20 protein-coding genes are annotated in these 23,788 nt (G+C 65.9%); 10 read left to right on the forward strand and 10 right to left on the reverse strand.

Annotation, left to right across the window (positions count from 1 at the left end; all coding sequences use genetic code 11):
• The 6 genes from hutU to ACX80V_RS20740 all read right to left on the reverse strand — a co-directional run.
• Positions 1–835: urocanate hydratase (gene hutU, locus ACX80V_RS20715; RefSeq protein WP_485844722.1), on the reverse strand; the 835-nt coding region annotated here is incomplete at its 3' end.
• A gap of 27 nt (positions 836–862) precedes the next feature.
• On the reverse strand, positions 863–1,768 hold the full coding sequence (locus tag ACX80V_RS20720; protein WP_485844723.1) for an ABC transporter substrate-binding protein: 906 nt from the start codon (positions 1,766–1,768) through the stop codon (positions 863–865).
• A gap of 96 nt (positions 1,769–1,864) precedes the next feature.
• Entirely contained in the window at positions 1,865–2,581 is a 717-nt protein-coding gene (locus tag ACX80V_RS20725; RefSeq protein ID WP_248763816.1) for an ABC transporter permease, read from the reverse strand.
• The gene (locus ACX80V_RS20730; RefSeq protein ID WP_058930984.1) at positions 2,578–3,228 is read right to left on the reverse strand and encodes an ABC transporter permease; all 651 of its coding nucleotides are present in this window, start codon (positions 3,226–3,228) and stop codon (positions 2,578–2,580) included. The genes ACX80V_RS20725 and ACX80V_RS20730 overlap by 4 nt, the downstream gene beginning before the upstream one ends.
• Positions 3,225–4,331 (reverse strand): ABC transporter ATP-binding protein, encoded by a 1,107-nt coding sequence (locus tag ACX80V_RS20735; protein ID WP_485844724.1) that lies wholly within the window; start codon positions 4,329–4,331, stop codon positions 3,225–3,227. The genes ACX80V_RS20730 and ACX80V_RS20735 overlap by 4 nt, the downstream gene beginning before the upstream one ends.
• Complete coding sequence (locus tag ACX80V_RS20740; protein WP_485844725.1) at positions 4,328–5,014, reverse strand: IclR family transcriptional regulator; 687 nt, start codon at positions 5,012–5,014, stop codon at positions 4,328–4,330. The genes ACX80V_RS20735 and ACX80V_RS20740 overlap by 4 nt, the downstream gene beginning before the upstream one ends.
• Before the next feature lie 258 nt (positions 5,015–5,272).
• On the opposite strand from ACX80V_RS20740, the gene ACX80V_RS20745 reads away from it, so the two are divergent.
• On the forward strand, positions 5,273–6,472 hold the full coding sequence (locus tag ACX80V_RS20745; RefSeq protein ID WP_485844726.1) for an allantoate amidohydrolase: 1,200 nt from the start codon (positions 5,273–5,275) through the stop codon (positions 6,470–6,472).
• Positions 6,472–7,815, forward strand: coding sequence for a formimidoylglutamate deiminase (locus ACX80V_RS20750; protein WP_485844727.1), 1,344 nt, complete (start codon positions 6,472–6,474; stop codon positions 7,813–7,815). The genes ACX80V_RS20745 and ACX80V_RS20750 overlap by 1 nt, the downstream gene beginning before the upstream one ends.
• Here ACX80V_RS20750 and ACX80V_RS20755 read toward each other — a convergent pair.
• A complete protein-coding gene (locus ACX80V_RS20755; RefSeq protein ID WP_485844728.1) occupies positions 7,724–8,689 on the reverse strand; it encodes an EamA family transporter in 966 nt (321 codons plus the stop codon). The two genes, ACX80V_RS20750 and ACX80V_RS20755, sit on opposite strands and share 92 nt — an antisense overlap.
• Before the next feature lie 85 nt (positions 8,690–8,774).
• Between ACX80V_RS20755 and ACX80V_RS20760 the strand changes: the two genes are divergently transcribed.
• The 6 genes from ACX80V_RS20760 (at position 8,775) to ACX80V_RS20785 (ending at position 16,856) form a co-directional block, all read left to right on the forward strand.
• Positions 8,775–9,626: a LysR family transcriptional regulator gene (locus ACX80V_RS20760; protein ID WP_485844729.1), complete on the forward strand. Its 852-nt coding sequence runs from the start codon at positions 8,775–8,777 to the stop codon at positions 9,624–9,626.
• Between the two features lie 128 nt (positions 9,627–9,754).
• Positions 9,755–10,504: a hypothetical protein gene (locus tag ACX80V_RS20765; RefSeq protein WP_485844730.1), complete on the forward strand. Its 750-nt coding sequence runs from the start codon at positions 9,755–9,757 to the stop codon at positions 10,502–10,504.
• A 423-nt stretch (positions 10,505–10,927) separates the two neighbouring features.
• The gene (locus ACX80V_RS20770) at positions 10,928–12,526 is read left to right on the forward strand and encodes a PucR family transcriptional regulator (protein ID WP_485844731.1); all 1,599 of its coding nucleotides are present in this window, start codon (positions 10,928–10,930) and stop codon (positions 12,524–12,526) included.
• Complete coding sequence (locus tag ACX80V_RS20775) at positions 12,523–13,455, forward strand: glutaminase (protein WP_485844732.1); 933 nt, start codon at positions 12,523–12,525, stop codon at positions 13,453–13,455. The genes ACX80V_RS20770 and ACX80V_RS20775 overlap by 4 nt, the downstream gene beginning before the upstream one ends.
• Before the next feature lie 71 nt (positions 13,456–13,526).
• Complete coding sequence (locus ACX80V_RS20780; RefSeq protein ID WP_485844733.1) at positions 13,527–15,047, forward strand: amino acid permease; 1,521 nt, start codon at positions 13,527–13,529, stop codon at positions 15,045–15,047.
• A 54-nt stretch (positions 15,048–15,101) separates the two neighbouring features.
• On the forward strand, positions 15,102–16,856 hold the full coding sequence (locus ACX80V_RS20785; protein WP_485844734.1) for a thiamine pyrophosphate-dependent enzyme: 1,755 nt from the start codon (positions 15,102–15,104) through the stop codon (positions 16,854–16,856).
• Positions 16,857–16,910: 54 nt separating this feature from the next.
• Here ACX80V_RS20785 and ACX80V_RS20790 read toward each other — a convergent pair whose 3' ends face one another.
• Both ACX80V_RS20790 and ACX80V_RS20795 read right to left on the reverse strand, forming a co-directional pair.
• Positions 16,911–18,209 carry an alkaline phosphatase family protein gene (locus ACX80V_RS20790; protein ID WP_485844735.1) on the reverse strand — a complete coding sequence of 433 codons (1,299 nt, stop codon included), beginning with the start codon at positions 18,207–18,209 and terminating at the stop codon, positions 16,911–16,913.
• Complete coding sequence (locus ACX80V_RS20795) at positions 18,206–19,849, reverse strand: alkaline phosphatase D family protein (protein WP_485844736.1); 1,644 nt, start codon at positions 19,847–19,849, stop codon at positions 18,206–18,208. The genes ACX80V_RS20790 and ACX80V_RS20795 overlap by 4 nt, the downstream gene beginning before the upstream one ends.
• 459 nt (positions 19,850–20,308) lie before the next feature.
• Between ACX80V_RS20795 and ACX80V_RS20800 the strand changes: the two genes are divergently transcribed.
• Together ACX80V_RS20800 and ACX80V_RS20805 are read left to right on the forward strand one after the other, a co-directional pair.
• Positions 20,309–21,388 (forward strand): ice-binding family protein, encoded by a 1,080-nt coding sequence (locus tag ACX80V_RS20800; protein ID WP_485844737.1) that lies wholly within the window; start codon positions 20,309–20,311, stop codon positions 21,386–21,388.
• 340 nt (positions 21,389–21,728) lie between these two features.
• Entirely contained in the window at positions 21,729–22,133 is a 405-nt protein-coding gene (locus tag ACX80V_RS20805; protein WP_485844738.1) for a class F sortase, read from the forward strand.
• Positions 22,134–22,240: 107 nt separating this feature from the next.
• On the opposite strand, the gene ACX80V_RS20810 is transcribed toward ACX80V_RS20805, so the two are convergent.
• Positions 22,241–23,752 (reverse strand): MFS transporter, encoded by a 1,512-nt coding sequence (locus ACX80V_RS20810; RefSeq protein ID WP_485844739.1) that lies wholly within the window; start codon positions 23,750–23,752, stop codon positions 22,241–22,243.
• Between the last annotated feature and the right edge of the window lie 36 nt (positions 23,753–23,788).

The raw sequence follows: 23,788 nt of genomic DNA on the forward strand, positions 1-23,788 counted from the left end.
ACAGGGGGTCGTGGGCGGAGGTCTGGTCCGTGACGATATCGACCGTGAGTTCACCCGCACGGTGGCGGCGCAGGATCTCGGGGAAGACCTCGGCGGCGTTCCCGACGTAGCCCACGGACCAGCCGCGGCGCTCTTCCTTGGCCGCCAGGACCTTGGCGATGGCGGTGTCGAGGTCGGTTTCGACCTCGTCGAGGTAGCGTTTGCCGGCGCGGCGGCGCAGGCGGGTCTCGTCGACGTCGACGATCAGGCAGGCGCCCTCGTTCAGGGTGACCGCGAGCGGCTGGGCACCGCCCATGCCGCCGCAGCCGCCCGTGAGGGTCAGGGTCCCGGCGAGGGTGCCGTCCTGGTCGCCGGTGAGCTTGCGGGCGATCGCGGCGAAGGTCTCGAAGGTGCCCTGCAGGATGCCCTGGGTGCCGATGTAGATCCAGGACCCGGCGGTCATCTGCCCGTACATCATCAGGCCCTCGGCCTCGAGCCGGCGGAACTCGGGCCAGTTGGCCCAGTCGCCCACGAGGTTGGAGTTCGCCAGCAGCACCCGCGGCGCCCACTCGTTGGTCCGGAACACACCCACCGGCTTGCCCGACTGGACCAGGAGGGTCTCGTCCTTCTCCATGGTTTCCAGGGTGCGGGTGATCGCATCGAACGCGGCCCAGGACCGGACGGCACGGCCGGTCCCGCCGTAAACCACCAGATCATCGGGGCGTTCGGCGACCTCGGGGTCCAGGTTGTTCATCAGCATCCGCAGCGGGGCTTCGGTCTGCCAGCTCTTGGCGGTGAGCTCGGTGCCGCGGGCAGCTTTGACCGGGCGGGCACCGGTAGTGAAATCGGCTTTCAATGTAATTCTCCTAATATCCTGCGCGGCCTAAGCCAGGTTCTTGGACTTGAGCCAGTCCTGGGCTATCTGGCCAATGTCCTCGAACTTCGCCACGCGGCCGTTCATCTCGATGAGGTCTTCCGTGGTGAGCGCGGCCGAGACCTTGTCCAGGACCTCCTTGACGGTGGCCGTGGACTTCTTCTCGTTGATGACCGGGACGATGTTCTCGGACAGGAAGAGGTTCTTGTCGTCTTCGAGGGCAACCAGGTTGTTGGCGGCCAGTGCGGGGTCGGTGCTGAAGAGGTCGGCTACCTGTACCTGGCCGGAAAGAAGCGCGTTGAGCGTCAGGGGACCGCCGGCGTCGAGCGCTGAGAATTCCTTGAACTCCAGGTTGTAAACCGACTTGAGGCCGGCCACACCGTTCAGGCGGGTCTTCCACTCAGGCGGGCCGCCCAGGACGAGCTCCTTGGCCACGGGCTGGAGGTCGCTGATGGACTTGAGGTTGTGCTTTTCGGCCGTTTCCTTCTTGACGGCCAGGACATCCTTGTCCTCGGCTTCAGATGCCGTCAGCATGGTCAGCCCGGAGGGGACCTTGGTGGCCAGTTCCTTGGCGACTTCCTCGGAGGAGACTGCCTTGGTCGCGGAATCAAGGTACTGCAGGAGGGCCCCGCCGTATTCGGGCATGAGGTCAATGGAGCCGTCCTTGAGGGCCGGGATGGTGACTTCGCGGCTGCCGATACTGGGCTTTTCGGTCACCTGGACGCCCTTGGATTTGAGCGCCTCGGCGTAGATCTTGGCGATGAGCTGGCTTTCCGGGAAGTCCGCGGAGCCCACAATGATGCTGTCGCTTGAGCCTGCCTGGGTGTTGGAGTTGCTCATGGGATCCCCGCCGCAGGCGGTCAGGGCAAGGGCGGCAGCAGCCGCGAGGGTGATGCCGGTCAGGTACTTTTTCATGTCGATACTCTCTGGGGGAGGCTGGCGCAGGGTACGCAGTGGCCAGGCTGGGGGTTTTCGCCGGACGGCGAGGGGGATGATGCGTAGGGCGGTGATTCAGACCGTGACGGGGATTTTCACGGTGTCGGCCGCGGCGGCCGATTTGACGGTGCGCCGGGTCAGTCCTGGTGAGACGATCCGGCGCGTGATGAAGGCGAGCAGCTGGTCAAAGACCAGGGCCATCAGGGCCACCAGCACGGCGCCGGCAACCATCTGGTTGTAGTCGTTCTGGGCCTTGCCGTCGATCAGCAGGCGGCCGAGTCCGCCGAGCGAAATGTAGGCCGCGATGGTCGCCGTCGAGATGATCTGCAGCAATGCGCTGCGGACGCCGGACAGCACCAGCGGGAGCGAGCAGGGAAGCTGAACATCCGTGAGGATCTTCATGGTGCGGAAGCCCATGCCCTTGGCAGCGTCGACGGCGGCCGCATCCACTGCCCGGATGCCGGCATAGGTGTTGGTCAGGATGGGCGGCACCGCGAGCAGCACCAGGACGATGAGGCTCGGCAGGATGTAGCCCATCTTGGACGGGAAGGCCGGCGAGATCAGCAGCACGAGCAGGATCAGCAGTCCCACGCTGGGTAGGGCGCGGAGGGCATTGGCCAGGCCGGCGATCATGAAGACGCCCTTGCCCGTGACACCGATGTAGACGCCGAGCGGAACTGCGATGACGGCCGCGATGGCGAGGGCGATGAGCGAGTAGACGAGGTGCTCGCCGATCAGGTTCGGGATGCCGTCGGCGCCGGTCCAGTGCGCGGGGTCGAACAAGTAGTTCATGATGCCACCACCTTGGGGGTCCACGGTGTCAGCCACCGGTTGAGGAGGATGATCAGGCCGTCAAGGATCATGGCCAGGACCACGCAGAGGATGATGCCGGCGATGATCGGGGTGAAGAACCGCAGCTGGAAGCCTTGGGTAAAGAGGGAACCGAGCTGGGGGATACCCAGCAGCGCGGCCACTGACACCAGGCTGACGTTGGAGACCGCTGCGACGCGGAGACCGGCGCAGATCACCGGAACGCCGACGGGAAGTTCAACTTTGAGGAGGCTCTGGTAGCCGCGGTAGCCCATGGCCTTGGCTGCTTGGGCGGTGTCCTCAGGAACGGAATCCAGGGCATCGGCAACCACGCGGACCAGCAGCGCCACAGTGTAGATGGTCAGCGCGGCCACGATGTTGAGGGGGTCCAGGATCTTGGTGCCCAGCACCAGCGGCAGCAGCACGAACAATGCCAGCGAGGGCACGGTGTACAGCAGGCCCGCGATGCCCACCAAGAGGGGGTAGATCCGGCGGCTGCGGTGTGCCCACCAGCCCAAGGGCAGGGCAATCAGCAGGCCGAGGATCAGTGGGGTGACGGCAAGCAGGACATGCCAGCCGAGCAGGAACACAATATTGTCGAACTGGCGGCCCAGCCATTCAATGTTCATCGCGCCGTCTCCAGGTGCGGTTCGGCCTCGATGGCCTTGACGATGTCGGACGCAGTGACCGTGCCGATGAGCTCACCGGTGTCATTGACGACGACGCCGCGCCGGCTGGGGGAGGACAGCGCTGCGTCAAGCAGCTGGCGCATGGTGCCGGCCGATGTTGCGGACGTGCCGCTGAGGTTAAGATGCTCCCGCTTGAGCTCGCCGACGATCAGCTCGGGCTGTGCCCAGCCAAGCGGTTTCCGTCCGCCGTCCACCACCAGGACCCACGCGCCGGTGGCCCTGGCGTGTGCCTCCGCGGCGGAGTCTCCGAGCTGAACCACAGCCTCTTCGCTCACCGTCACGGTTCCGGCCGCGCTGGTGAAGCCGAGGGAACGGTAGCCCCGGTCGCGTCCCACGAAGTCGGCCACGAACTCGTCGGCCGGGGAGGTGAGCAGCTCCGACGGCGTGGCCATCTGGGCGAGCTTCCCGCCGACGCGCATCACGGCCACCTGGTCCCCCAGCTTGAGGGCTTCGTCGATGTCGTGGGTGACCATGATGATGGTCTTGCCGATTTCACGCTGGAGGCGGAGGAATTCGTCCTGGAGCTGCGCACGGACCACGGGGTCCACGGCGCTGAAGGGTTCGTCCATAAGCATGAACGCAGGGTCCGATGCCAAGGCACGGGCCACGCCAACACGCTGCTGCTGGCCGCCCGAGAGCTGCCAGGGGTAGCGCTTGGCGAAGTTCGCCGGAAGGCCAACGCGCTCCATGAGCTCAAGGGCCTTCATGCGGGCTTTCTGCCGGCTCTCGCCCAGGAGCAGGGGCATGGTGGCCACGTTGTCCACGATGGTGCGGTGCGGGAAGAGTCCGGCGTGCTGGATCACGTAGCCGATCCGGCGGCGGAGCAATGCTGCATCCATCCCGGAGGTGGGCTGGTCATCAAGGTAAATGGTTCCGGCGGTGGGCTCGATGAGGCGGTTGATCATCCGGAGCGAGGTGGTCTTCCCGCAGCCTGACGGGCCCACAAGGATGGTCAGCTTGCCGGTGGGGGCTTCGAGGTCCAGCCCATCCACGGCCACTGTCCCGTCCGGGTAGGTCTTGGTAACACTTTCAAACCTGATCATTTTGTATCCATGCTTTCCAGGGGCTTTTCATGGTTTTCGGAGGGCGTAGTGAGAATGGTTTTGGCCACCCTCGCCAGGTCCTCGCCGATCTTCGTTGCCTTCAGCTCGTTCAGCCTGTAACTGGGGGCCACGATGCTCAGGGCGGCCACGGTCCGGCCGCCCATGATGACGGGGGCGGCAACCGCCGTCACGTCATCTTCAACGCCGCTGCGCATGACTGCGAAGCCGCGTTCGGACTCGCCGCCGGTGAGGACTTTGCCTGCAGCCGATCCCTCCAGCGGGATACTTCTGCCGACCCAGCTGGCATGCCGGATCGAGTGGGTTCCTTCAACGATTGCTATGTAGATTCCGGTGTCGCCAGTGCCGGGAATGCTGAGGTAGCAGGACTCACCGGTTTTTGCGACGAGTCCCTTCATGGCCGGGGTGCAGAGGGAGACCAGCGATTCGTGGCCCAGGGCCAGTGCCCCCAGCTGGATGACGCTGGCGCCGGGCCTGAAGTTCCCGCCCGGATCCCGTGAGACGAACCCGCTGGCCTCCAGCGTCCGGAGCAGACGCAGGGCCGTGCTGGCGGACAGATCAACCAGCCGGGCCGCGTCGCTGAGGCTGATGGCACCGTCTGTACAGACGGCACTCAGCAGCGCCAGGGCCCGTTCCACCGTCCGGGTTGAAGAATCTGCAGCCACTGGTTGACCCGCTTTCGAGTGGTGTGAATCACTAATGTCTTGCCACTAAGTAAAAACCAACTTTCACTCGATGACAATAGATGGCGCCTAAATTTCACTCGTTCTTCACAAAATCCGGGTTGATCGCCGCCAGTGCAACAGTCCCGTTTCCGGCGTGTTGCAGGCTCGTTAAATGTCAAGGGCAGTTGTCCCCAAGCCTTGCCATGGAGTGGAAAGTGGCTTTTACTTGGTGGCAGTTCGTACCAATCGGAGGTTCATGTGGAAACCGTCAACCAACTCCTCGATTCCATCAAGGACGTGGGCCGCGATGCGGTCCGCGGAGGCTATTCCCGGGCCGTCTACTCGACGGCGGAACTCGACCTGAGGTCCTGGTCCATCGAGCAGGCAACGCAGCGTGGCCTGGACGTCGAGACCGACCGGAACGGCATCATCTGGGCGTGGTGGGGCAAGCCCCAGGATGGTGCCCTGGTGACCGGCAGCCACCTCGACTCCGTCCCCGGCGGCGGGGCCTTCGACGGTCCCCTGGGGGTCGCGTCCGCGCTGGCCGCCGTCGATCTCCTCAAGGCCCGGGGCGTCCAGCCGCGCCGCTCCCTGGCCATTACTGCCTTCCCGGAAGAGGAGGGTTCCCGCTTTGGAGTTGCCTGCCTCGGATCCCGCCTCCTGACCGGAGCCATCGACGTCGACAAAGCGCGGAACCTGCGCGACGGCGACGGCAACACGTTCGCCGACGTCGCCCGCGCCAATGGCCTGGACCCGCGCCACATCGGGCCGGATCCGCAGGCGCTGGCACGGATCGGTGACTTCGTTGAACTGCATGTGGAGCAGGGCAAGGGCCTCGGCGCGGGCGGCCCGGCCATCGCCGTCGGCAGTTCCATCCTGGGCCACGGGCGCTGGAAGCTGAGCATCAGCGGCCAGGGCAACCACGCCGGGACCACCCTGATGGCGGACCGGGCGGATCCGATGGTGGCGGCCGCCCAGATCATCGTGGCCATCCGGCAGGCCGCCGCCCGCCAACCCGATGCGCGCGCCACGGTGGGGCGCCTGATCCCGGTGCCGGGCGGCACCAACGTCATCGCCTCCCGGGTGGACATGTGGCTGGATGCGCGCCACCCGGACGATGCCGTCACGGCCCGGCTGATCGAAGCCATCCATGGGAGGGCCCAGCGGGTGTCAGCGGAGGAAGGCTGCACGGTGACGCTGACCGAGGAGTCCTACAGCGGGACGGTGCATTTTGATCCGGACCTGACCCGAAGCATCAGCGGGATGCTGCCGGACGCGCCGCTGCTGGCCACCGGGGCAGGTCATGACGCCGGTGTGCTGGCCGGGTTTGTGCCGTCCGCCATGCTGTTCGTCCGGAACCCGAGCGGTATCTCGCACTCCCCGGAAGAATTCGTCACCGATGAGGACGCCGGCGCTGGCGCTGCCGCCCTCGCCGACGTCCTGGCAGGCCTGCTGTGATGCGGTACTGGTGCGAGGCGGCAATGTTCGACGGCGGCGCCGGTCCCGCAGTTGCCGGGCGGGTGGAGATTGAAGCGGAGGGCGGCCGGATCACGCGAATCTCCCCGTCCGTTGACCCTTCCCCTGAGGCGCATGTCCTGTCCGGCGTGGTTTTCCCGGCCGCGGCCAACGCCCACTCTCACGCGTTCCACCGGATCCTGCGCGGCCGCACGCACCACAACCGCGGCGACTTCTGGGTCTGGCGGGAGCACATGTACCGCAGCGCAGCCGAGCTGACGCCCGAAGCCTACGAGCAGCTCGCCACGGCGGTCTTCACGGAGATGGTCGTGGCCGGCTTCAGCAGCGTGGCCGAGTTCCATTACGTTCACCACCAGCCCGGCGGGAAACCGTACGCGGAACCGCATGCCATGGAGCTTGCCCTGGCGAGGGCTGCTGCTGCCGCCGGGATCCGGCTGACGCTGCTGGACACGCTGTACCTGGCCGGCGGCATTGGCATGCCGCTGAGCCAGGAGCAGGCACGGTTCGGTGACGCTGACGTGCACGCTTGGCTTGACCGGCTGGCTTCCCTTCGGACCCACATCGCAAGTACCTTCCCGCCGGGCATGGTCAGTGTGGGGGCCGCGCTGCACTCCGTCCGCGGGGTACCGGAGGCGGACCTGGCTGTGGTGGCCGAACAGCTGCCGCACGACCTGCCGCTTCACATCCACCTGAGCGAGCAGCCCGCCGAGAACGCGGCGTGCCTGGCAGCGCACGGTCTGACGCCCACAGGACTCCTGGCCCGGCACGGCCTGCTCAGCCAGCGCCTGTCTGCAGTCCACTGCACGCACCTGACGGCTGAAGACATCGCCTTGCTCGGAAACGCCGGGGTAACAGCGGTCATGTGTCCCACCACCGAGGCGGACCTGGCCGACGGCATCGGGCCCGCCCGGGCGCTGTCCGACGCTGGCGCCTCCATCGCGCTGGGGACTGACCAGCATGCCGTGATCGACCCCTGGATCGAGATGCGGGCCCTGGAGTACGGGGAGCGCCTGGGCTCCGGGGAGCGCGGCCGGTTCTCGCCGGAGGAGCTGCTCCACGCCGCTACGGAGGGGGCAGTCCGCTCCATGGCCACGCCGGTGGCACCGGAGGCCTTGCGGGTTGGTGCTGTCTGCGATCTGGTGGCTGTGGCCGCCGGCTCTGCACGGACCGCGGGATCGAAACCGCAGCAGCTCCCGCTGAGCGCCACCGCCGCCGACGTCACGTCGGTGGTCATCAACGGGGAGTTGGTGGCGTCCGACGGAGTGCATCACCGCCTGGGAGCGGCGGGGAACCTGCTGACGGCGGCCCTGAAGAACTTCTCCTGACCGTCGGCATCAGCGGTACTGGCGGGCGCCGGCCAGCCCCGGCGGTCAGGGCCGCGTTCGCCGCTGCGATCAGGAAAATGCCGGCCCACTGCACAATGCCCAGGGCTTCACCCAGGGCCAGCGCCCCGACCAATGCCGCGAAGACGGGGTTGATGCTCATCAGAACGCCGAACAGGCTGGTGGGGATGCGGCGCAGGGTGATCACGTCCGCGACGTACGGAACCACGGACGCCAGTACGCCGGCGCCTGCTGCACAGAGGACGGTGAACGCGTCCGGCTGGTGGTTGAGGAACGTCACCAGCCCCACGGGGAGGAAGAGTGCGGCCGACACTCCGGTTGCGGCCGCCGTCCCCTGGATGCCCGGGATCCGCTTGCCCACGGTCCTGTTCAGGAGAATGTAGGCGGCCCAGCTGCACGCGGCAACCAGTCCCAGGCCGATGCCCACGTAGTCCGTGGACGCCTCCGGCTGAGTGATGGCCACAACCCCGGCCGCGGCAAGGAGGGCACAGGCGGCGCCCACCTTGGTCCGTGAACCGATCAGGGCGAGGGCCAGGGGGCCCAGGAATTCGAGCGTGACCGCGAGGCCCAGCCCGATGCGCTCCACGGCCGCGTACAGGGAGAGGTTCATCGTCCCGAACACCAGCGCCAGCAGAAGAACGGGCCACCACTGGTGGCGGGTGAAGGAGAAGATGCGTGGCCGGACAAGTGGCAGCAGCACCGCCGCGGCAATGAGCTGCCGCGCTGCGACCACGCCCACCGGGCCTATTGCGGGGAAGGCCAGTGAACCGCTGGCAGCACCCAGCTGGTTTGAGAGCGCGCTCGCCACCAGGATGGCGCCAGCCCGGCCTCGGCCGGCAGTTAGTGTGTTCTCCATCCTTGGAGTGTGGGGCCGCAACGGGTTCGTCCAAAATGCATAGACGGGCTCTCTTATGCGTGCAGCGTATGAATAGAATGAGCTTATGGAGATGGAGCTGCGGCACCTGCGTTGCCTGGTTGGGGTGGCCGAAGCGGGGACGTTTACTGACGCCGCCATTGAGCTGGGCATCTCGCAGGCGGCCGTGTCGCGCAACATCGCTGCACTGGAGCGCGCCTTGGGTGTGCGCCTGATGCATCGCACCACCAGGAGCGTTGAGTTCACGGCCGCCGGCGACCGGACTGTCCGGCATGCCCGCCGTGTTCTCTCGATTCTGGAGGCCATCCAGCAGGAGGCGGCCGACGGCGGCGGCACAGTCCGGATCGGCTACGCCTGGTCCGCGCTGGGCCGGCACACCACGGAATTCCAACGCAGGTGGGCTGACGCGTTTCCCAACACGGAGCTGCGACTCATCCGGACCAACACCCCGACGGCGGGACTGGCGGAAGGAACCAGCGACTTCGCCATCCTGCGGCGGGTCCCCGACACGGCGGCCATCAGCCTTGTCCTCATCGGGCTGGAGAGCCGCTTCTGCGCCATGGCAGCGGATGACGCCCTTGCCGGCAAGCGAAGCATCACCCTTGCAGAAGCCGCGGGCAAACCGATTGCCCTGGACCGGCGGACCGGAAGTACTCGTCTGGACCTGTGGCCGGAAGGCCAGCAGCCGCAGCGCACTATCGCCACGGACGACGTCGACGATTGGCTGACGGTGATCGGCGGCGGCAAGGCGCGGGGCATCACTGCGGAATCAACGGCGCACCAGTACCGGCGCAAGGGTGTTGTGTACCGGCACGTGCGTGATGCCGCCCCGGTTCCCGTTTACGTCGCCTGGTCCAAGTCCGACCCGCCTGCGGGGACGCAGGGCGTCGTCGAGCTGCTCGCGGCCCTCTATTCCTGAGCCGGGCGTTTGCGGGATCTGTTCGTTATCCCCGCAACGGTTCGGCGCCAATCGGGCCGCCGCCGGATCCTGGCGCGCCCGCCGGCCTCACAATTTAAGGACCAAACTCGGACCCAAAGGAGGGTGTGATGCGCAGTCCCGCCGCGTCAGGCGCAGTTTTTCCTACAGCCATTCTGATGGCTTTGCTCTTCACGGGCTGCGGCCCCCAGGCGGGACCGACGACGACGTCGAGTCCCAGCCCCACCGTCACCTCAGCGACGGCCACCGGAACCACCACTGCGAAGCCCACGGCGACCAACTCTCCGAGTGCCACCGCACCGGCGGCGGCCTCCTGGACCAGCTACACGACGGCGGACGGCCAGCTGACGTTCGATCACCCCGCAGCGTGGAGCGTCAGGGACCCGGCCGGGGAACTGCCTGAGGGCGGCGGCGCCTTTGCGGAGGTAACCAATGCAGCAGGCAAGCCGCTGGCGACGCTCCGCACCAATATGGCTACCGGCTCAACATGCACGGAACGGTACCCGTACGAGGTGCTGGAGACGCAGGAGCTGCCTCTGCTGACCCAGGGCGCGGCGGCACCTCGGTTCGTTTACGAGGCCCGCGGGACCGCCGCAACGCCGGGGCCGGCCGACACGCCGGCGGCCGCCTATGGGATCACCTCGGGCCCGCCGCCGACCGGCGACTCGACGTGCTACATCTTCCAGTTCTTCACGTGGCCGCCGACCGCCGCCATGTTCGGTGCGTTCTACAACCCCGGGAACAACGTGACGCCGGGGGCCGAGTCCCTGCCGTATCTGGAGCAGGCCAAGAAGTACGCAGAGACCCCGGAATATCGGGACATCAAACGGATGATCACCTCGTTGAGGCCGGCGGGTTAGGCGCCTGCGGGCTGGCTCAAGGTTCCCACAAGATTTGTGCGGGCAGGCCGTTTTCGATCGTTGCGCCCGTGCAGACTCGGTAGATTGATCTCGGTTTCGGTTCCCCCACCGAAGCCCTGGAAGCCCCCGCGCTCGAGTTCTACTCGCGTGGGGGCTTCCAACCAGGGCGCCTGCGGCTGGAGCTGCCGCGTTAGAGGTTGGTCATCCGTTCCCCGGCTTCGTTGTAACGGCCGGCCTGTAACGCTAACCGCGCCCGAAGGCCGGCCCTAGGCCATACAGGGCCATGAACCGTAGAAACTTGGTCCGCTAACTGAAAAGCTGCCACTGCATTTGGGTTCCTTTCCATATTTTGGGGGAGCCTGCCTCGATAGCATGAGGTGACCGGACAGAGTCGTCCGGCCAGATCGACGCAGAAGGAAGCCCATGGCCGCTGTTACGGTGGACGATATTCTCTCGGACCTCCCCCTGGGTTTCGCCAGCCTCATCCTCCGGCCTGCTCCCGCCGGCTCTGCGATCGAACGGTTCCTGATAGTGGATGCGGATGATGAAACGTCCGACGGCGGCGCGGCCTTTGTCCTGCTGATCGGCGTCCGCGGCCGCTCGGCTTTGCCTGCGCTGCGGCGGCTCCTGAAGAACCCTCCGCCGGTGGTGGCCGTCAAGGGAAGGCGTGAAGAGCTCGCCGAGGCTGAAGAGCTGCTCCGCGATGCCGGCACCGGCCTGCTCCTGGTGGATCCGGGGGCTGACTGGGACCGGCTGCTGTCCATCGCCAAGGACCGCATCCAGCCACGCAGCTACCAGAGCGAAGTGCTGACGCTGCTGGAAGAGGACCTGTTTGCCATCGCCCAGACCACCGCCAGGCTCACATCCAGCCACGTGGTCATCGAAGACGCCGCCAACAAGGTCCTGGCATACTCCACTGTTTCGAACGACATCGACGAGCTGCGCAAGGCCTCCATCCTGGCCCGGCGCGGTCCGCGTAAATACGAGCTGCTGCTGAAGGACCTGGGCGCCTACCGTGAACTGCACAGGACCCGGCTGCCGGTGCGGGTACCGGCCCGGCCCCAGGACGGGCTGCGGGAACGCGTGGCCGTCACTCTGTTCGCCGGGGACCGGATCATGGGCTACATCTGGCTGCAGGAAACGGGGGCGGGCTTCGGCACGGACGTTGATCACGTGCTCACCGGATCTGCTGCACGGGCCTCCGCCGAGCTGATCCGATTCCGCAACCAGCAGTCCGTACACATGCGCGAAGACCGCATTGCCCGGATTTTGTCAGGTCCGGCGGAAGCCGCGGCCAGTGCACACAGCGAGAAGATCTCCGCTGAGCGCCCGGCCGCATTGATCCTGATAGGAATGTCCGATGCCGATGCTCAGGCCGACGACGCAGCACTGAAGCACGGCGAACTCGCCAATCTGGCGTCCATCCACGCCGCCGCCTACAAGGCGTCCGCCGTCGTGGGCCAGTTCAAGGGCGACACCGCCGTGATTGTCCCTGGCCTGCAGTCAACCGTCGCGGAGCCCGGGCTGCGGAGCCTGGCCGAATCCATCGTCCGTGATGCCGGCAAGCACCTCGGCATCAGCCCGTTCGCAGCCGTCGGTCCGGTAGTCCCGGACCTGCTGTCCATCCACTCAACCACCCGTATCACCGAGGCCCTGTTGAGTTGCGTAGGCACGTCTCCGGATACGGCCGTTGCCACCGTGGACGACTTCGAGGGAGAGGTCCTCTTCCGCGAGGCAGTCCAGAATTTCACGTCCTCCACATTCCGCCACCGCAGTCTTTCCGCCCTGCTGCGGCAGGACGCCGAACTGGCGGAAACCCTGCACGCGTACTTCGAAGCCTCGCTCGATGTCGCCGAATGCGCCAGCAGGATGGGGCTGCACAAGAACACCGTCTACTACCGGATCAGCAAGGCATCCCGGGCGACTGGGCTGAACTTCGGCAACCCGCGGGACTCCCTGGTGGCCCTGCTCCACATCCAGGAATGGGCCGGCACACCTAAAGAACAACTGGGCAGGAAATGACCACAGCACTCAAAGCACCGCCGTTGGACCCAATACTGGACGACATCGTCCGCAGCCACAGGCCACAGCAGGAAACCGGTTCTGTCCCGGCCAACATCCCCCTCCTGGCAGCGGTACCTTTCGACAGGTTCGGGATCGCCGTCGCCACCACTTCCGGTGAGGTGTTCAGTTCCGGCGATGCCGACGTCCCGTTTTCCATCCAGAGCATCTCCAAGGTGTTCACGCTCGCAATGGCGCTTCGAGGCGACAGCTCAGGGATACTGTGGTCCCGCGTGCTGCGCGAACCGTCCGGCACCTCGTTTAACTCCCTGGTTCAGCTGGAACTGGAGCACGGCATCCCGCGGAACCCTTTCATCAACGCCGGCGCCCTGGTGGTCACCGATCACCTGATGGAAGAAACGTCCGACGCCGCCGCCCAGGTGTTGCGGTTCCTCACCGCCCAGGCGGCCAGCACTGGGCCATTCATCGATGAGGCCGCCGCAGCCAGCGAGCTCGCCAGCAGCAGCCGCAATCGGGCCCTGGCGCACTTCCTGAAGGGCTTCGGCAACCTGAAGCAGGCCGCGGAATCAGTGGTGCAAAACTACGTCCGCCAATGCTCCATCATGATGACCTGCGTGGAACTCGCCAAAGCCGGGCTCTTCCTCGCCCGCGACGGCCAGGGAGCGCTGGGAACCGTGGTGTCCCCCAGCGACGCGAAACGCATCGGCTCCATCATGCTGACGTGCGGGATGTATGACGCCGCTGGCGAGTTCGCCTACCGCGTGGGCCTTCCCGGAAAAAGCGGTGTGGGCGGCGGGATCCTGGTCATTGTTCCAGGTGTTTGTGCCATTTGCGTCTGGAGCCCGCGGCTGGACGCCAAAGGAAACTCCCTGGCCGGCACCGCCGCTCTCGCCGACCTTTCCGACCGCACCGGCTGGTCCGTTTTCTAAACCCCCAGGTTGCACCCCCACACTTTCTTTCCCAACCCAGCAGGATCTTCTCCGTATCGAAAGGATCAACCATGCCCATCAGCCCCAATGACGAGGTTGTACTGAAACAGGCCGACGGCGGCCACGCGCACGCCTCTGAGTCTGCCCTGCACGCGGAGGACAAGGGCTACCACAAGAACCTCAAACCGCGGCAGATCCAGATGATCGCCATCGGCGGCGCGATCGGCACCGGCCTGTTCCTCGGCGCCGGCGGCCGGCTGAACGCTGCGGGCCCGTCGCTGGTTATCGCCTACGCCGTCTGCGGTTTCTTCGCGTTCCTTATCCTGCGGGCGCTGGGCGAGCTGGTGCTGCACCGGCCGTCGTCGGGCTCGTTTGTTTCCTACGCCCGCGAATTCTTCGGCGAGAAAGCCGCGTTCGTTTCCGGCTGGTTCTACTGGATCAACTGGGCCACCACCACCATCGTGGACATCACCGCCGCCGCGCTCTACATGAACTTCTTCGGCAACTACATCCCCTGGATGGCGGCTGTCCCGCAATGGGCCTGGGCCCTGATCGCCCTCGTGGTGGTCCTCGCCCTGAACCTCGTCTCCGTCAAGGTGTTCGGTGAGCTCGAGTTCTGGTTCGCCCTGATCAAGGTCGCCGCGCTGGTGGTCTTCCTCGTGGTGGGCACCTACTTCGTCATCTTCGGCACCCCCGTGGACGGCCAGCCGGTGGGCCTCAGCCTCCTCTCGGACAACGGCGGGATCTTCCCCAACGGGCTGCTCCCCATGATCATCCTGATGCAGGGCGTCCTGTTCGCCTACGCCTCCATTGAACTCGTGGGCACCGCCGCCGGCGAGACCGAGAACCCGGAAAAGATCATGCCCAAGGCCATCAACTCCGTGGTCTTCAGGATCGCGGTCTTCTACGTCGGCTCCGTCATCCTGCTCGCCCTCCTGCTGCCGTACACGTCCTATGAAAAGGGCGTCAGCCCGTTCGTGACGTTCTTCGGTTCCATCGGCATCCAGGGCGTGGACGTCATCATGAACCTGGTGGTCCTCACCGCCGCGCTCTCCTCGCTGAACGCCGGCTTATATTCCACCGGACGCATACTCCGCTCCATGTCCGTGAACGGCTCCGCCCCGAAGTTCGCGGGCCGGATGAACAAGGCCGGCGTCCCCTACGGCGGCATCGCCATCACCGCCGGAGTGTCCCTCCTCGGCGTCCCGCTGAACTACCTGGTCCCCGCACAGGCCTTCGAAATCGTGCTGAACGTCGCGTCCGTGGGCATCATCATGACCTGGGCAACCATTGTGCTCTGCCAGATCCAGCTCCAACGCTGGGCGAACAAGGGCTGGCTCAAACGCCCCTCCTTCCGCATGTTCGGCGCCCCGTACACCGGCTACCTCTCGCTGCTCTTCCTCGCGAGCGTCCTGGTGATGGTGTTCATCGACTCACCCCTCACCATGCTCGTCACCGCCATCGCCTCCGTGCTGATGGTGTTCGGCTGGTACGCCTGCCGCACCCGCATCCGTGAGATCGCCGAGACCCGCGAAGGCTTCACCGGCACAGCCCCCGTGATCGCCAACCCGCCCGGGGAGTCCTTCAGATAAAGCCCGCACCATCCGCTGCGAACGCCAACCAGTCCAAACAGCCAAAGAAAGCCCATGACAACGGAAACCGAAGCAACCCTGACCGCATCCCACACCCTGCCCGCCGCCGTCGGGAATTCCGAGCACGGCTCCCGGCAGGCAAGCCATCCGGAGGTGCCCCACGCCGGCACCGGCCAGGCACTGAAATCAGCCGGGCACGTGATTGTTGATTCGCTGGTGGCCCATGGTGTGGAGCGCACCTATGTGGTTCCCGGCGAGAGCTTCCTGGACGTCCTGGACGGCCTGCACAACTCGGATATTGAAACAATCGTCTGCCGGCACGAGGGCGGCGCCGCCTACATGGCCGAGGCCGACGGCAAGATGCACCAGCGCCCGGGCATAGCGATGGTGACCCGGGGGCCCGGCGCGGCCAACGCGCATGTGGGCCTGCACACCGCGTGGCAGGACTCCACCCCCATGCTGCTGTTCGTCGGCCTGATCCCCTTCGCACATCGCGACCGCGAGGCGTTCCAGGAGTTCGACATCAAGGCCTGGTTCGGTACGGGGGCGAAGCGCGTGATGGTCCTTGACCACGCGGAGCGGGCGTCCGAGATCGTGGCCGAGGCGATGTTTGCGGCCATGAGCGGGCGGCCTGGCCCGGTGGTGGTGGGCCTGCCGGAGGACATTATCCGGCAGCAGATTGACCCGGCGCTGCACCCCGCCATTCCGGTGGCGGCAGGCGGCATGAGCAGCTCCGACGCCGCCGCCCTGGAGGCTGCGCTGGCAGAATCCAGCAAGCCGCTCTTTGTCACCGGCGGCAACGACTGGACGCAGGGAGCAGCTGACCAGCTGTCCGGATGGCTGGAACGGCACCATATTCCGGCCGCAGCTGAATGGCGGACGCAGGGAACGGTCTCCTTCGATTCCCCGTCCTACGTGGGCCCCATTGGCTACGGCCGCCCCCGCCCCACCTACGACCTCCTGGAGGAAACCGACCTGCTGGTGTTTGTGGGGACAGTGCCGGGCGACGTGATTACGGACGGCTTCGTCTGCCGGCAGGACTGGAACAAAAAGAACTTCCTGGTCACAGCCGACCCCTCACTCCGGGGCCGGTCGGGACCCGTTTCGCGGCAGATTCTGGCCAAGCCCGAGGCCTTCGTCCGCGACCTTGTGGGCATCAACCTGCCGGCGAAGGAAAAGTGGAAAGCTTGGACGGACCGGATGCGGGGCGAGCAGGAGCGGTTTGCCGCGCTTCCCCCGGCGGCGCCGGCAGCGGGGCAGGCAAGAATGGACACTCTGATGGCGAACCTGGTGCCGAGGCTGCCCGAGGATTCACTGGTGACGTTCGGTGCGGGGGAGCACACCAACTGGGCCCACCGCTACTTCCCCACCCGCCGCTACGCCTCCATGATCAGCGCCCGCAACGGCTCAATGGGCTACTCGGTTCCCTCAGCCATCGCGGCATCCTTGGCCGACCCCCGGCGCCGCGTGGTCACTATCGCCGGGGACGGCGAGTTCCTCATGAACGGCCAGGAGCTGGCCACCGCCGCCCAGTACGGGGCCACCCCGCTGGTGATCGTCATGGACAACCAGGAATACGGCACCATCCGCACCCACCAGGAGCGGCACTATCCCGCACGCGTGTCCGGGACACAGCTGAAGAACCCGGACTTCGGCCTGATGGCCCGGGCCTTCGGCGGTTTCGGGATCACTGTCACCGAGGACAGTGACGTTCCGGCCGCACTGGACGCCGCCCTGGCGGCCATCGACGAGGACGGTGTCTTCGCCCTTATCCATCTCATCGTGGAACAGCGCGTTAAGGCCTACTGAGCCCAGTAATCCTGACAGAACAACGGACGACGGCGGGACTGCTCAGTACGATCCTTACGCCTTGCCCGAGACCCGGCCCGTGCCGTCGTAGCCACCCGCCGGGGCCTTGAGTCCGTATATTCCGCCGATGGTGGGCGCGACGTCGACGGTCCGGGCTGGTTCGGAGGATACCGAGCCTTTGACCACCGCGGGGCTGCCGCCTGATATGAAGAAGGGAATGGGCTCTGTGGCGGGGTGACCGTGGTTGCCGGGGATCGGGTTGGACGCGACGTACGGATCGGAGAAGCGCCAGCCCGCGCGGCAGTAGGCCACCAGGTCGCCGGCCTCGGCCCCGAGCCGGAGGTCTGACGGCCTGTTGACCGACAGCACGCCCTCATGCGCCCGGACCAGCTGTTCGACGGCGGCCAGTCCGGCCGCGCGGTCCGGTTCGGGGCCGGTCCAGTAGAGCAGGTCCGCGCCGCCGTTCTGGGCAATCGTGATGTTCGACTGCAGCTCCGGACGGGACTGGAGGATGAGGTTGATCGAGATGAGGTTGCTGGGGATGGACCAGTCCATGGAATGGTCGGCGAGGACCATCACCACGCTGGAGTCCCATTTGCCGGTGTTCTTGAGGTGGTCGATGAAGCGGCCCACCTGCAGGTCTGTTTCCGCCAGGGCGGTCTCACGCGCCGCACGCAGCGTGGTTCCGGAAACGTCTGAGTGGCCCACGCGGTCGATGTCGCCCAGATTGGTGAACACAAAGTCCGGGTCCGGGCCGCTCACCATGGCCAGCAGGGCGTCCATGGTGGCGGCGTCGGGCGCGTGGCCGGTTACGGGAAGCACGGGCTGGGGTTCCCACCGGTAGCTGGCGCGGGCACCGAAGATGCCGTAAAGGTACTTCTTGCTGAGCACGGAGCCCGTGCTGAGGCCGAGCTCCTGCAGCCGCTCCAGGAGGGTTGGGAATCGCAGGTCCGTGGGCCGGTCGAGGTCCCGGATCATGCCTTCGGTCCGGTCGAAGATGGAGTTGGCCGGCACGCCCGAGCGGTCCGGGCGGACACCCGTCATCATCATGACGTGGTTGGGGATGGTCTCCATCACCGGCAGGGAGCGTGCCGCCGGGAAATTGGTGCCTGCATCACGCAGTGCAGCCAGCCTCGGCGTCAGGGCGGGCGTAATCTCATCCGGCCGGCAGCCGTCCACCACCAGCACGTAGCTTCGGGTCCGTCCAGCGGCGGGGGCAGCCCAGACGGTGCCCGGTGCCGCTGAAAGGACGACGGCGGCCCCGCCGGCGGCGGCGATTTGCAGGAACTGCCGGCGTCCCGGCGTCGAAAGTCCGCTGCTGGCGGGCGTGCCCTGCTGCGGTGAACGGCTCACTGGAGTCCTCCCTGAGTCGGGGTGACTTTGCCGGAGTTGGCTTGGACGTTGAATGATGTGGACAGTGTGGCTCCTGAGCTGGCGGAGGTGCGTTCGGCGAGGACGTACCAGTCCATCCGAACGCCGGCGGCTGTCACGTCCAGGACGGAGTAGCCGTGCGAGTCGAAGTCCAGGTACTTCACGTGCGGGTTGGCCGCCTTGATGGCGTTCTCGACGCCGACGGATCCGGTCCGGGGCGGAACGTTCAGGATGTCGTCGAGATTGTCGCTCGTGACGGAAGTGCAGACGAGTTCCGCGGCCACGGAATCGCCGGTGGCCGGGTAGCTGGCCGGATCCGCGGGGATGTCGCAGGCCCAGCCGGAGTGGATGTCGCCGGTGAGGAACACGGTGTCCTTGACGGCGTTATCCCGCAGGTGGCGGACCACGCGGTTGCGGTCCGCCTCGTAGCCGTCCCATTGGTCCACGTTATAAGGCACGCCGCTGATGCTCGTGCCGCCCATCAGCTTTTGCACACCGGCCAGTTCTGCGGTGTTCAGGGTCGAGGGAACGCGGACGGGCGCAATCATGACGGGATTGCCCACAAGCTTCCATTGCGGGCCCGTGGACTTGAGGTTGCCCAGCAGCCAGTCCATCTGTGCGGCGCCGGTGATAGTGCGGGCGGGGCTGCTGACGGAGGGGTCGGCACCGTTGGCGGCCTGCTGGTCACGGTAGGAGCGCAGGTCCAGCATGGACAGGCTGGCGAGGGAGCCGAAGTCCAGGCGTCGGTACAGTTGGCCGCCAGGCTCATAGCGCACGGGCATCCATTCGGCGTAAGCCTTCTGCGCGGCGGCGACGCGCTCGCTCCACGCGCCTTCGGCGCCCTCGGTGTGGTTTTCGGCGCCGCCCTTCCAGGCGTCGTTGGCCGATTCATGGTCATCCCAGGTCACGATGAACGGGGCGGCGGCGTGCAGGGCTTGCAGGTCAGGATCGGTTTTGTACTGGGCGTGACGGCGCCGATAGTGCGCGAGCTGTGTCATTTCGTGAGCGGGTTCGTGGGGGCGGACGACGACGTCGCGCGCCTGGTATTCGCCGGGCCCGTATTCGTAGAGGTAGTCGCCGAGGTGAAGCACGGCGTCGAGGTCGCCGCGCGCGGCGAGATGGCGGTAGGACGAAAAGTAGCCCGCCTGCCAGTTGGCGCACGACACGACGCCGAACTTCAGCCGGTCCACGGCCGCACCCGCCGCGGGGGCGGTGCGGGTACGGCCCGCCGGCGATACGGCCTGTCCCAGCTTGAAGCGATACCAGTAGTTGGTGGCGGGGGCCAGCCGGCCCGCGATGACCTTGACCGTATGGTCCCGGGCCGCGCCGGTGGCGGCAGTACCCCTGGCCACGATCTTCTTGAAGCCAGCGTCCGCAGCGATTTCCCAGCCGACGGACACATCCGGGCCCAGTCCGGTGCCTGGCAGCGCTGCGGGCGCTGGCGTCACGCGGGTCCAAAGCAGCACGCTGTCCGCCATCGGGTCTCCCGAGGCGACCCCGTGGCAGAAGACGCCACCCTGCGAGGCGGAAAAGCCACTTGCTGCGGTGCCGGAGACCATGGCCCCAGCCACGGCAGCGACCCCTGCTGAGCGCAGTACTTGACGACGAGTAAAGTTAGTCATGCCTTCCAGTATCCGCACGTTCAAAGGGTCAAGGGGCGGCTCTTTAGCCTGGTTAGCCAGACGTTCACCCAGTGTTTTCCGTGGCGCAGTCCATGTCCTGGCTTATCCAGCGCTAGGGAAGCGAGAGGTGGGATGCCGTGAACGGCCGAAATTTATCCAAATAATTGTTTAATTATTCGGTGAATATGGCGGCGTCGGAAATCGGCCAGAACGGCACCATTCGACACTGACCTGCGTGGATAGGAACCCACGCGCTCGCCGGCAATTGCTGGGCCGCCCGAAGGGCTGGTTTTCAGTCAACCCACGTCTTAGGTCCGCCGCAGTTTCGGGCGTAGAGTCCGACAGTAAGCTCCCTTACAAATTTGTGGGGCAGTGTCTTAGGGCGTTTGCCCTACCGGGGAAGGGACTGCCATGGAACACAACTCTGCGCAACATGGGTCATATAAGCACACATCGACGGTGTTTCGCCGTCGAACAGCAGCAGCAGCAGGCGGGGCAGCCGGCGTTGTCATCCTGGCCGCAGCCATCCTGTGGCAGCAGGCGCCGGCGTTCGCGGCCACCCCGGTCAATTTAGGCACCGCCACCTCCTACTCCGTGCTTGCCGGCACCACAGTGACCAACACCGGTCCCACCACACTCCAGAGGGACCTTGGCGTCAGCCCGGGGACTGCGATCACCGGGTTTCCGCCGGGCAATTCGGCCGGAGCCACCCACGCAGCAGATGCGGTGGCCCTGCAAGCGCAGTCGGACGTGACCATTGCCTACAACAACGCCGCAGGCCAACCGTTGACTACCAGCGTTTCGGGAGACCTTGTGGGCAGGACCCTGACGGAAGGCGTCTACGGGTCCACTTCCTCGTTGGCCCTCAGCGGACAGCTCACGCTTGACGGCCAAGGCAATCCCAACTCCGTATTTGTCTTCCAAGCAGCTTCGACGCTAATCACCGCGTCGACCAGCAGCATCATCCTGACCAACAGGGCCCAAGCCTGCAACGTGTTCTGGCAGGTTGGCAGCTCAGCTACTTTGGGCACCGCCTCAAGTTTCAAAGGGACCATTCTTGCCCTTACGTCGATAACTGTCGAGACTGGCGCAACAGTAGAGGGGCGGGCATTGGCCCGTAACGGGCAGGTCGCACTGGATACGAACGTGTTTACCAGTCCCTCCTGCGCCACAACGCCCAGCACATCGGCCCCCGCCACTGGGACGCCAACGACGACAACCAGTCAGACCGCCACTGCGACAGAGACCGACGCTGCGACGACGTCTGCAACGACAACCCAAAGCCCTTCACCGACGGCAACTGACACCACCACACCGCGGGCTAACGAGACGGAATCCACCCCCTCTGCATCGGCAGTGCCACTGGCCGACACGGGCGGGTTGGGCAGGAACAAAGGCACCAACGTTGACACGGCGGTAAGCCGTTCAAACGGAGGCCCGGCGGTTTTCGGCGGAATCGCTGCCGCTCTTGCAGTAACCACAGCAATCGTATTTGCCGTCAGGCCGGTAGCAGGTAGGCGTCGGAGCAGTCAGGAGTAGAGGCTTGCGGCGGGGATCTGTTCCAAGCGGCCGGCACCTCCGCACGCCGGGCCCGGCACACCTGGTTGGGCGTTCGTCGTCGGCCGGGCGCGCTCGTGCTGGAAAGCGGAAGGCGAGAACCGTGGGCAGGGCGGCGGTGGTCCGCTCGCTTGGTGGTGTGGTATCGCTGGCCGCAGTGCTTTTGGGGTGGGGGTCTTCACAGACAGTTACAACGAGTCCGCAAACTTCCGCCCCACCGCAGTCCTTCCTTGCCGCACGCCCGCCTGACAATGCACTGGAGGAGGCCGACGCTTCCTCTACTGGCTCACCGCCATTGCACATCACGTATGGGGCGGTGGAGATGGATCAAGCCGTCCTGCCGTTGTCTCCGACTGAGCAGGAGACGAGCCTCGGTTCCATCGTTCCTCCACACACCGCGGACGCCTACTGGCTTACCCCGTACGGGGTCCCTGGCGCCTGGTCCACTAACACCACCTACATCGTTGGGCACAGCTGGGAGGGGCGGGCGTCCCCATTCAACAACATCAGTTCCCTGTCACAACCTGGTGATGTATTGACCGTCACCACGGCAGAAGGACCGGTCTACTACAAAATCGATCGGGTCACCACGGAGTACAAGGACACCCTGAAGGACAGCGCGATCTGGGACAAGGCGCCGGGCCGTCTCGTCCTGATCACGTGTTTTACGGAAGACCTATGGGGGAAAAACATCATCATTCAAGCCAGCCCGCTGCCTGCCGCATAGCAACAGGGCGGATCCGCTATCGGCATTCCGGGGGGGCGTGGGGAGCTTTAGGGCTGTGGTCTCGGCGCGGCTTAGGCCGGTTTCAACTGCTCTCGGTTGCTCAAGGCTCATTGTGTGTCCAAGAGGCGCTCGTCGGACTCCACTTCCGACTGTCGCCTTTTGCCCAGCGACAGCTTGGGCGTCGCGGCAATAATGAGGGCAGCCACGGCCACCGCCGCGCTCAGGATCAGGCCCGGCCGGTACTGTTCCAGCATCGCGGCAGCATCGACGGCGGCACCTGCCTCGGGCGCGTTGCCGTGACCGCTCACCATTGCCGTGGTGACGGCCAGCACCAGGGCGGCACCGACTTGGGTGCTGGTCTGGATCAGGCCCGCGGCCAGACCTTGCTCGGAGTCACGGATGCCAGCGGTAGCCTGGACGTTGATGGACGGGAAGGCCAGGGCGAAACCGATCCCCAGCAGTAGGACGGACGGCAGAATGTCGGTCACGTAATTTGGTGAGGTGCCTACGCGAAGGAACAGCACGTATCCGAGCGTCAACGACGCCAGTCCGGTCAGGATCAGCCGCGGGGCACCGAATCTCTCGATGAGCCGGTCCGCGAAGGGTGCGCTCGAGGCAACCAGCAGGCCGGTCGGGAGCAGCGCCATGGCCATGCCAAGGGGGCTCCATCCCAGTACGGACTGCAGGTAGAGCGTCAGGATGAACTGGAAACTCAGGTAGGAGCCGAACAGCCCCACGGCACTGAGGTTGGCCCGGGCAACCCAGCCTTCCTTGAGGATGCTGAACCGGATCAGGGGGTGCTTGACGCGGTTTTCGATCACGGCGAACGCTGCCAGCACCGCGGTGGAGGCTACGAATCCGGCGATAGTTGCCACAGATCCCCAGCCGTTCCCCGGCGCCGCTACCAGCGTGTACACCAGCCCCAGCATGCCGCCCGCGAGCGTGATGGCGCCCCAGACGTCATGCCCGCTTTCCTGCTCCCCGTCGGCGGCCCGGCCTGGCGCTCCGTCCCGGGGGATGTACTTCAGGCCAAGGATCACGACGGCGATTGCCACCGGAACGGAGACCAGGAAGGTCCAGCGCCAGCTCAGGGAAGTCATGAGGCCTCCCACGACCAGGCCGAGGGAGAATCCGCTGGCGCCGAACGTGGTGAAGATGGACAAGGCACGGTTGCGTTCGCGCCCTTCAGCGAAGCTGGTGGTGATGATCGAGAAGGCAGCGGGAGCCGTGAATGCGGCGGCCAGGCCCTTGACGAAACGGGTGGCGATCAGCAGGGCCGGGTCATCCACCAGTCCGCCGAGCAGGGATGCGGCGGCGAAAACGCTGAGCGCAATCAGGAAGATGCGCCGCCGGCCGAGCAGGTCCGCCATGCGACCGCCGAGCAGGAGCAGGCTTCCGTAGCCGAGCACGTAGGCGGAGACGATCCACTGCAGGGATTCGGTTCCGAGACTAAGTTCGGTGCCGATCGAGGGCAGGGCCACACCGACCATTGATACGTCCAGTGCGTCGAGGGCCAGAACGGTGCACAGGACCAGGAGGAGCATCCATTGTGCACGGGTCCAGCGCACGGCCGTAAGCCGGTCTCCGGCTGATCTTTCAAGGGTGGAAGTTGAAGTCATGGGAACAACTTATATGACACGTCATTGAATGACAAG

The sequence above is a fragment of the Pseudarthrobacter arbutini genome (assembly GCF_054510915.1).

What these genes read in the sequence shown, in the direction of transcription:
- ACX80V_RS20720 (WP_485844723.1), bottom strand. Translation starts at nt 1,768, where the DNA reads ATGAAAAAGTACCTGACCGGCATCACCCTCGCGGCTGCTGCCGCCCTT.
- ACX80V_RS20725 (WP_248763816.1), bottom strand. Translation starts at nt 2,581, where the DNA reads ATGAACTACTTGTTCGACCCCGCGCACTGGACCGGCGCCGACGGCATC.
- ACX80V_RS20730 (WP_058930984.1), bottom strand. Translation starts at nt 3,228, where the DNA reads ATGAACATTGAATGGCTGGGCCGCCAGTTCGACAATATTGTGTTCCTG.
- ACX80V_RS20735 (WP_485844724.1), bottom strand. Translation starts at nt 4,331, where the DNA reads ATGATCAGGTTTGAAAGTGTTACCAAGACCTACCCGGACGGGACAGTG.
- ACX80V_RS20750 (WP_485844727.1), top strand. Translation starts at nt 6,472, where the DNA reads ATGCGGTACTGGTGCGAGGCGGCAATGTTCGACGGCGGCGCCGGTCCC.
- ACX80V_RS20755 (WP_485844728.1), bottom strand. Translation starts at nt 8,689, where the DNA reads ATGGAGAACACACTAACTGCCGGCCGAGGCCGGGCTGGCGCCATCCTG.
- ACX80V_RS20760 (WP_485844729.1), top strand. Translation starts at nt 8,775, where the DNA reads ATGGAGATGGAGCTGCGGCACCTGCGTTGCCTGGTTGGGGTGGCCGAA.
- ACX80V_RS20765 (WP_485844730.1), top strand. Translation starts at nt 9,755, where the DNA reads ATGCGCAGTCCCGCCGCGTCAGGCGCAGTTTTTCCTACAGCCATTCTG.
- ACX80V_RS20770 (WP_485844731.1), top strand. Translation starts at nt 10,928, where the DNA reads ATGGCCGCTGTTACGGTGGACGATATTCTCTCGGACCTCCCCCTGGGT.
- ACX80V_RS20775 (WP_485844732.1), top strand. Translation starts at nt 12,523, where the DNA reads ATGACCACAGCACTCAAAGCACCGCCGTTGGACCCAATACTGGACGAC.
- ACX80V_RS20780 (WP_485844733.1), top strand. Translation starts at nt 13,527, where the DNA reads ATGCCCATCAGCCCCAATGACGAGGTTGTACTGAAACAGGCCGACGGC.
- ACX80V_RS20785 (WP_485844734.1), top strand. Translation starts at nt 15,102, where the DNA reads ATGACAACGGAAACCGAAGCAACCCTGACCGCATCCCACACCCTGCCC.
- ACX80V_RS20795 (WP_485844736.1), bottom strand. Translation starts at nt 19,849, where the DNA reads ATGACTAACTTTACTCGTCGTCAAGTACTGCGCTCAGCAGGGGTCGCT.
- ACX80V_RS20805 (WP_485844738.1), top strand. Translation starts at nt 21,729, where the DNA reads ATGGATCAAGCCGTCCTGCCGTTGTCTCCGACTGAGCAGGAGACGAGC.
- ACX80V_RS20810 (WP_485844739.1), bottom strand. Translation starts at nt 23,752, where the DNA reads ATGACTTCAACTTCCACCCTTGAAAGATCAGCCGGAGACCGGCTTACG.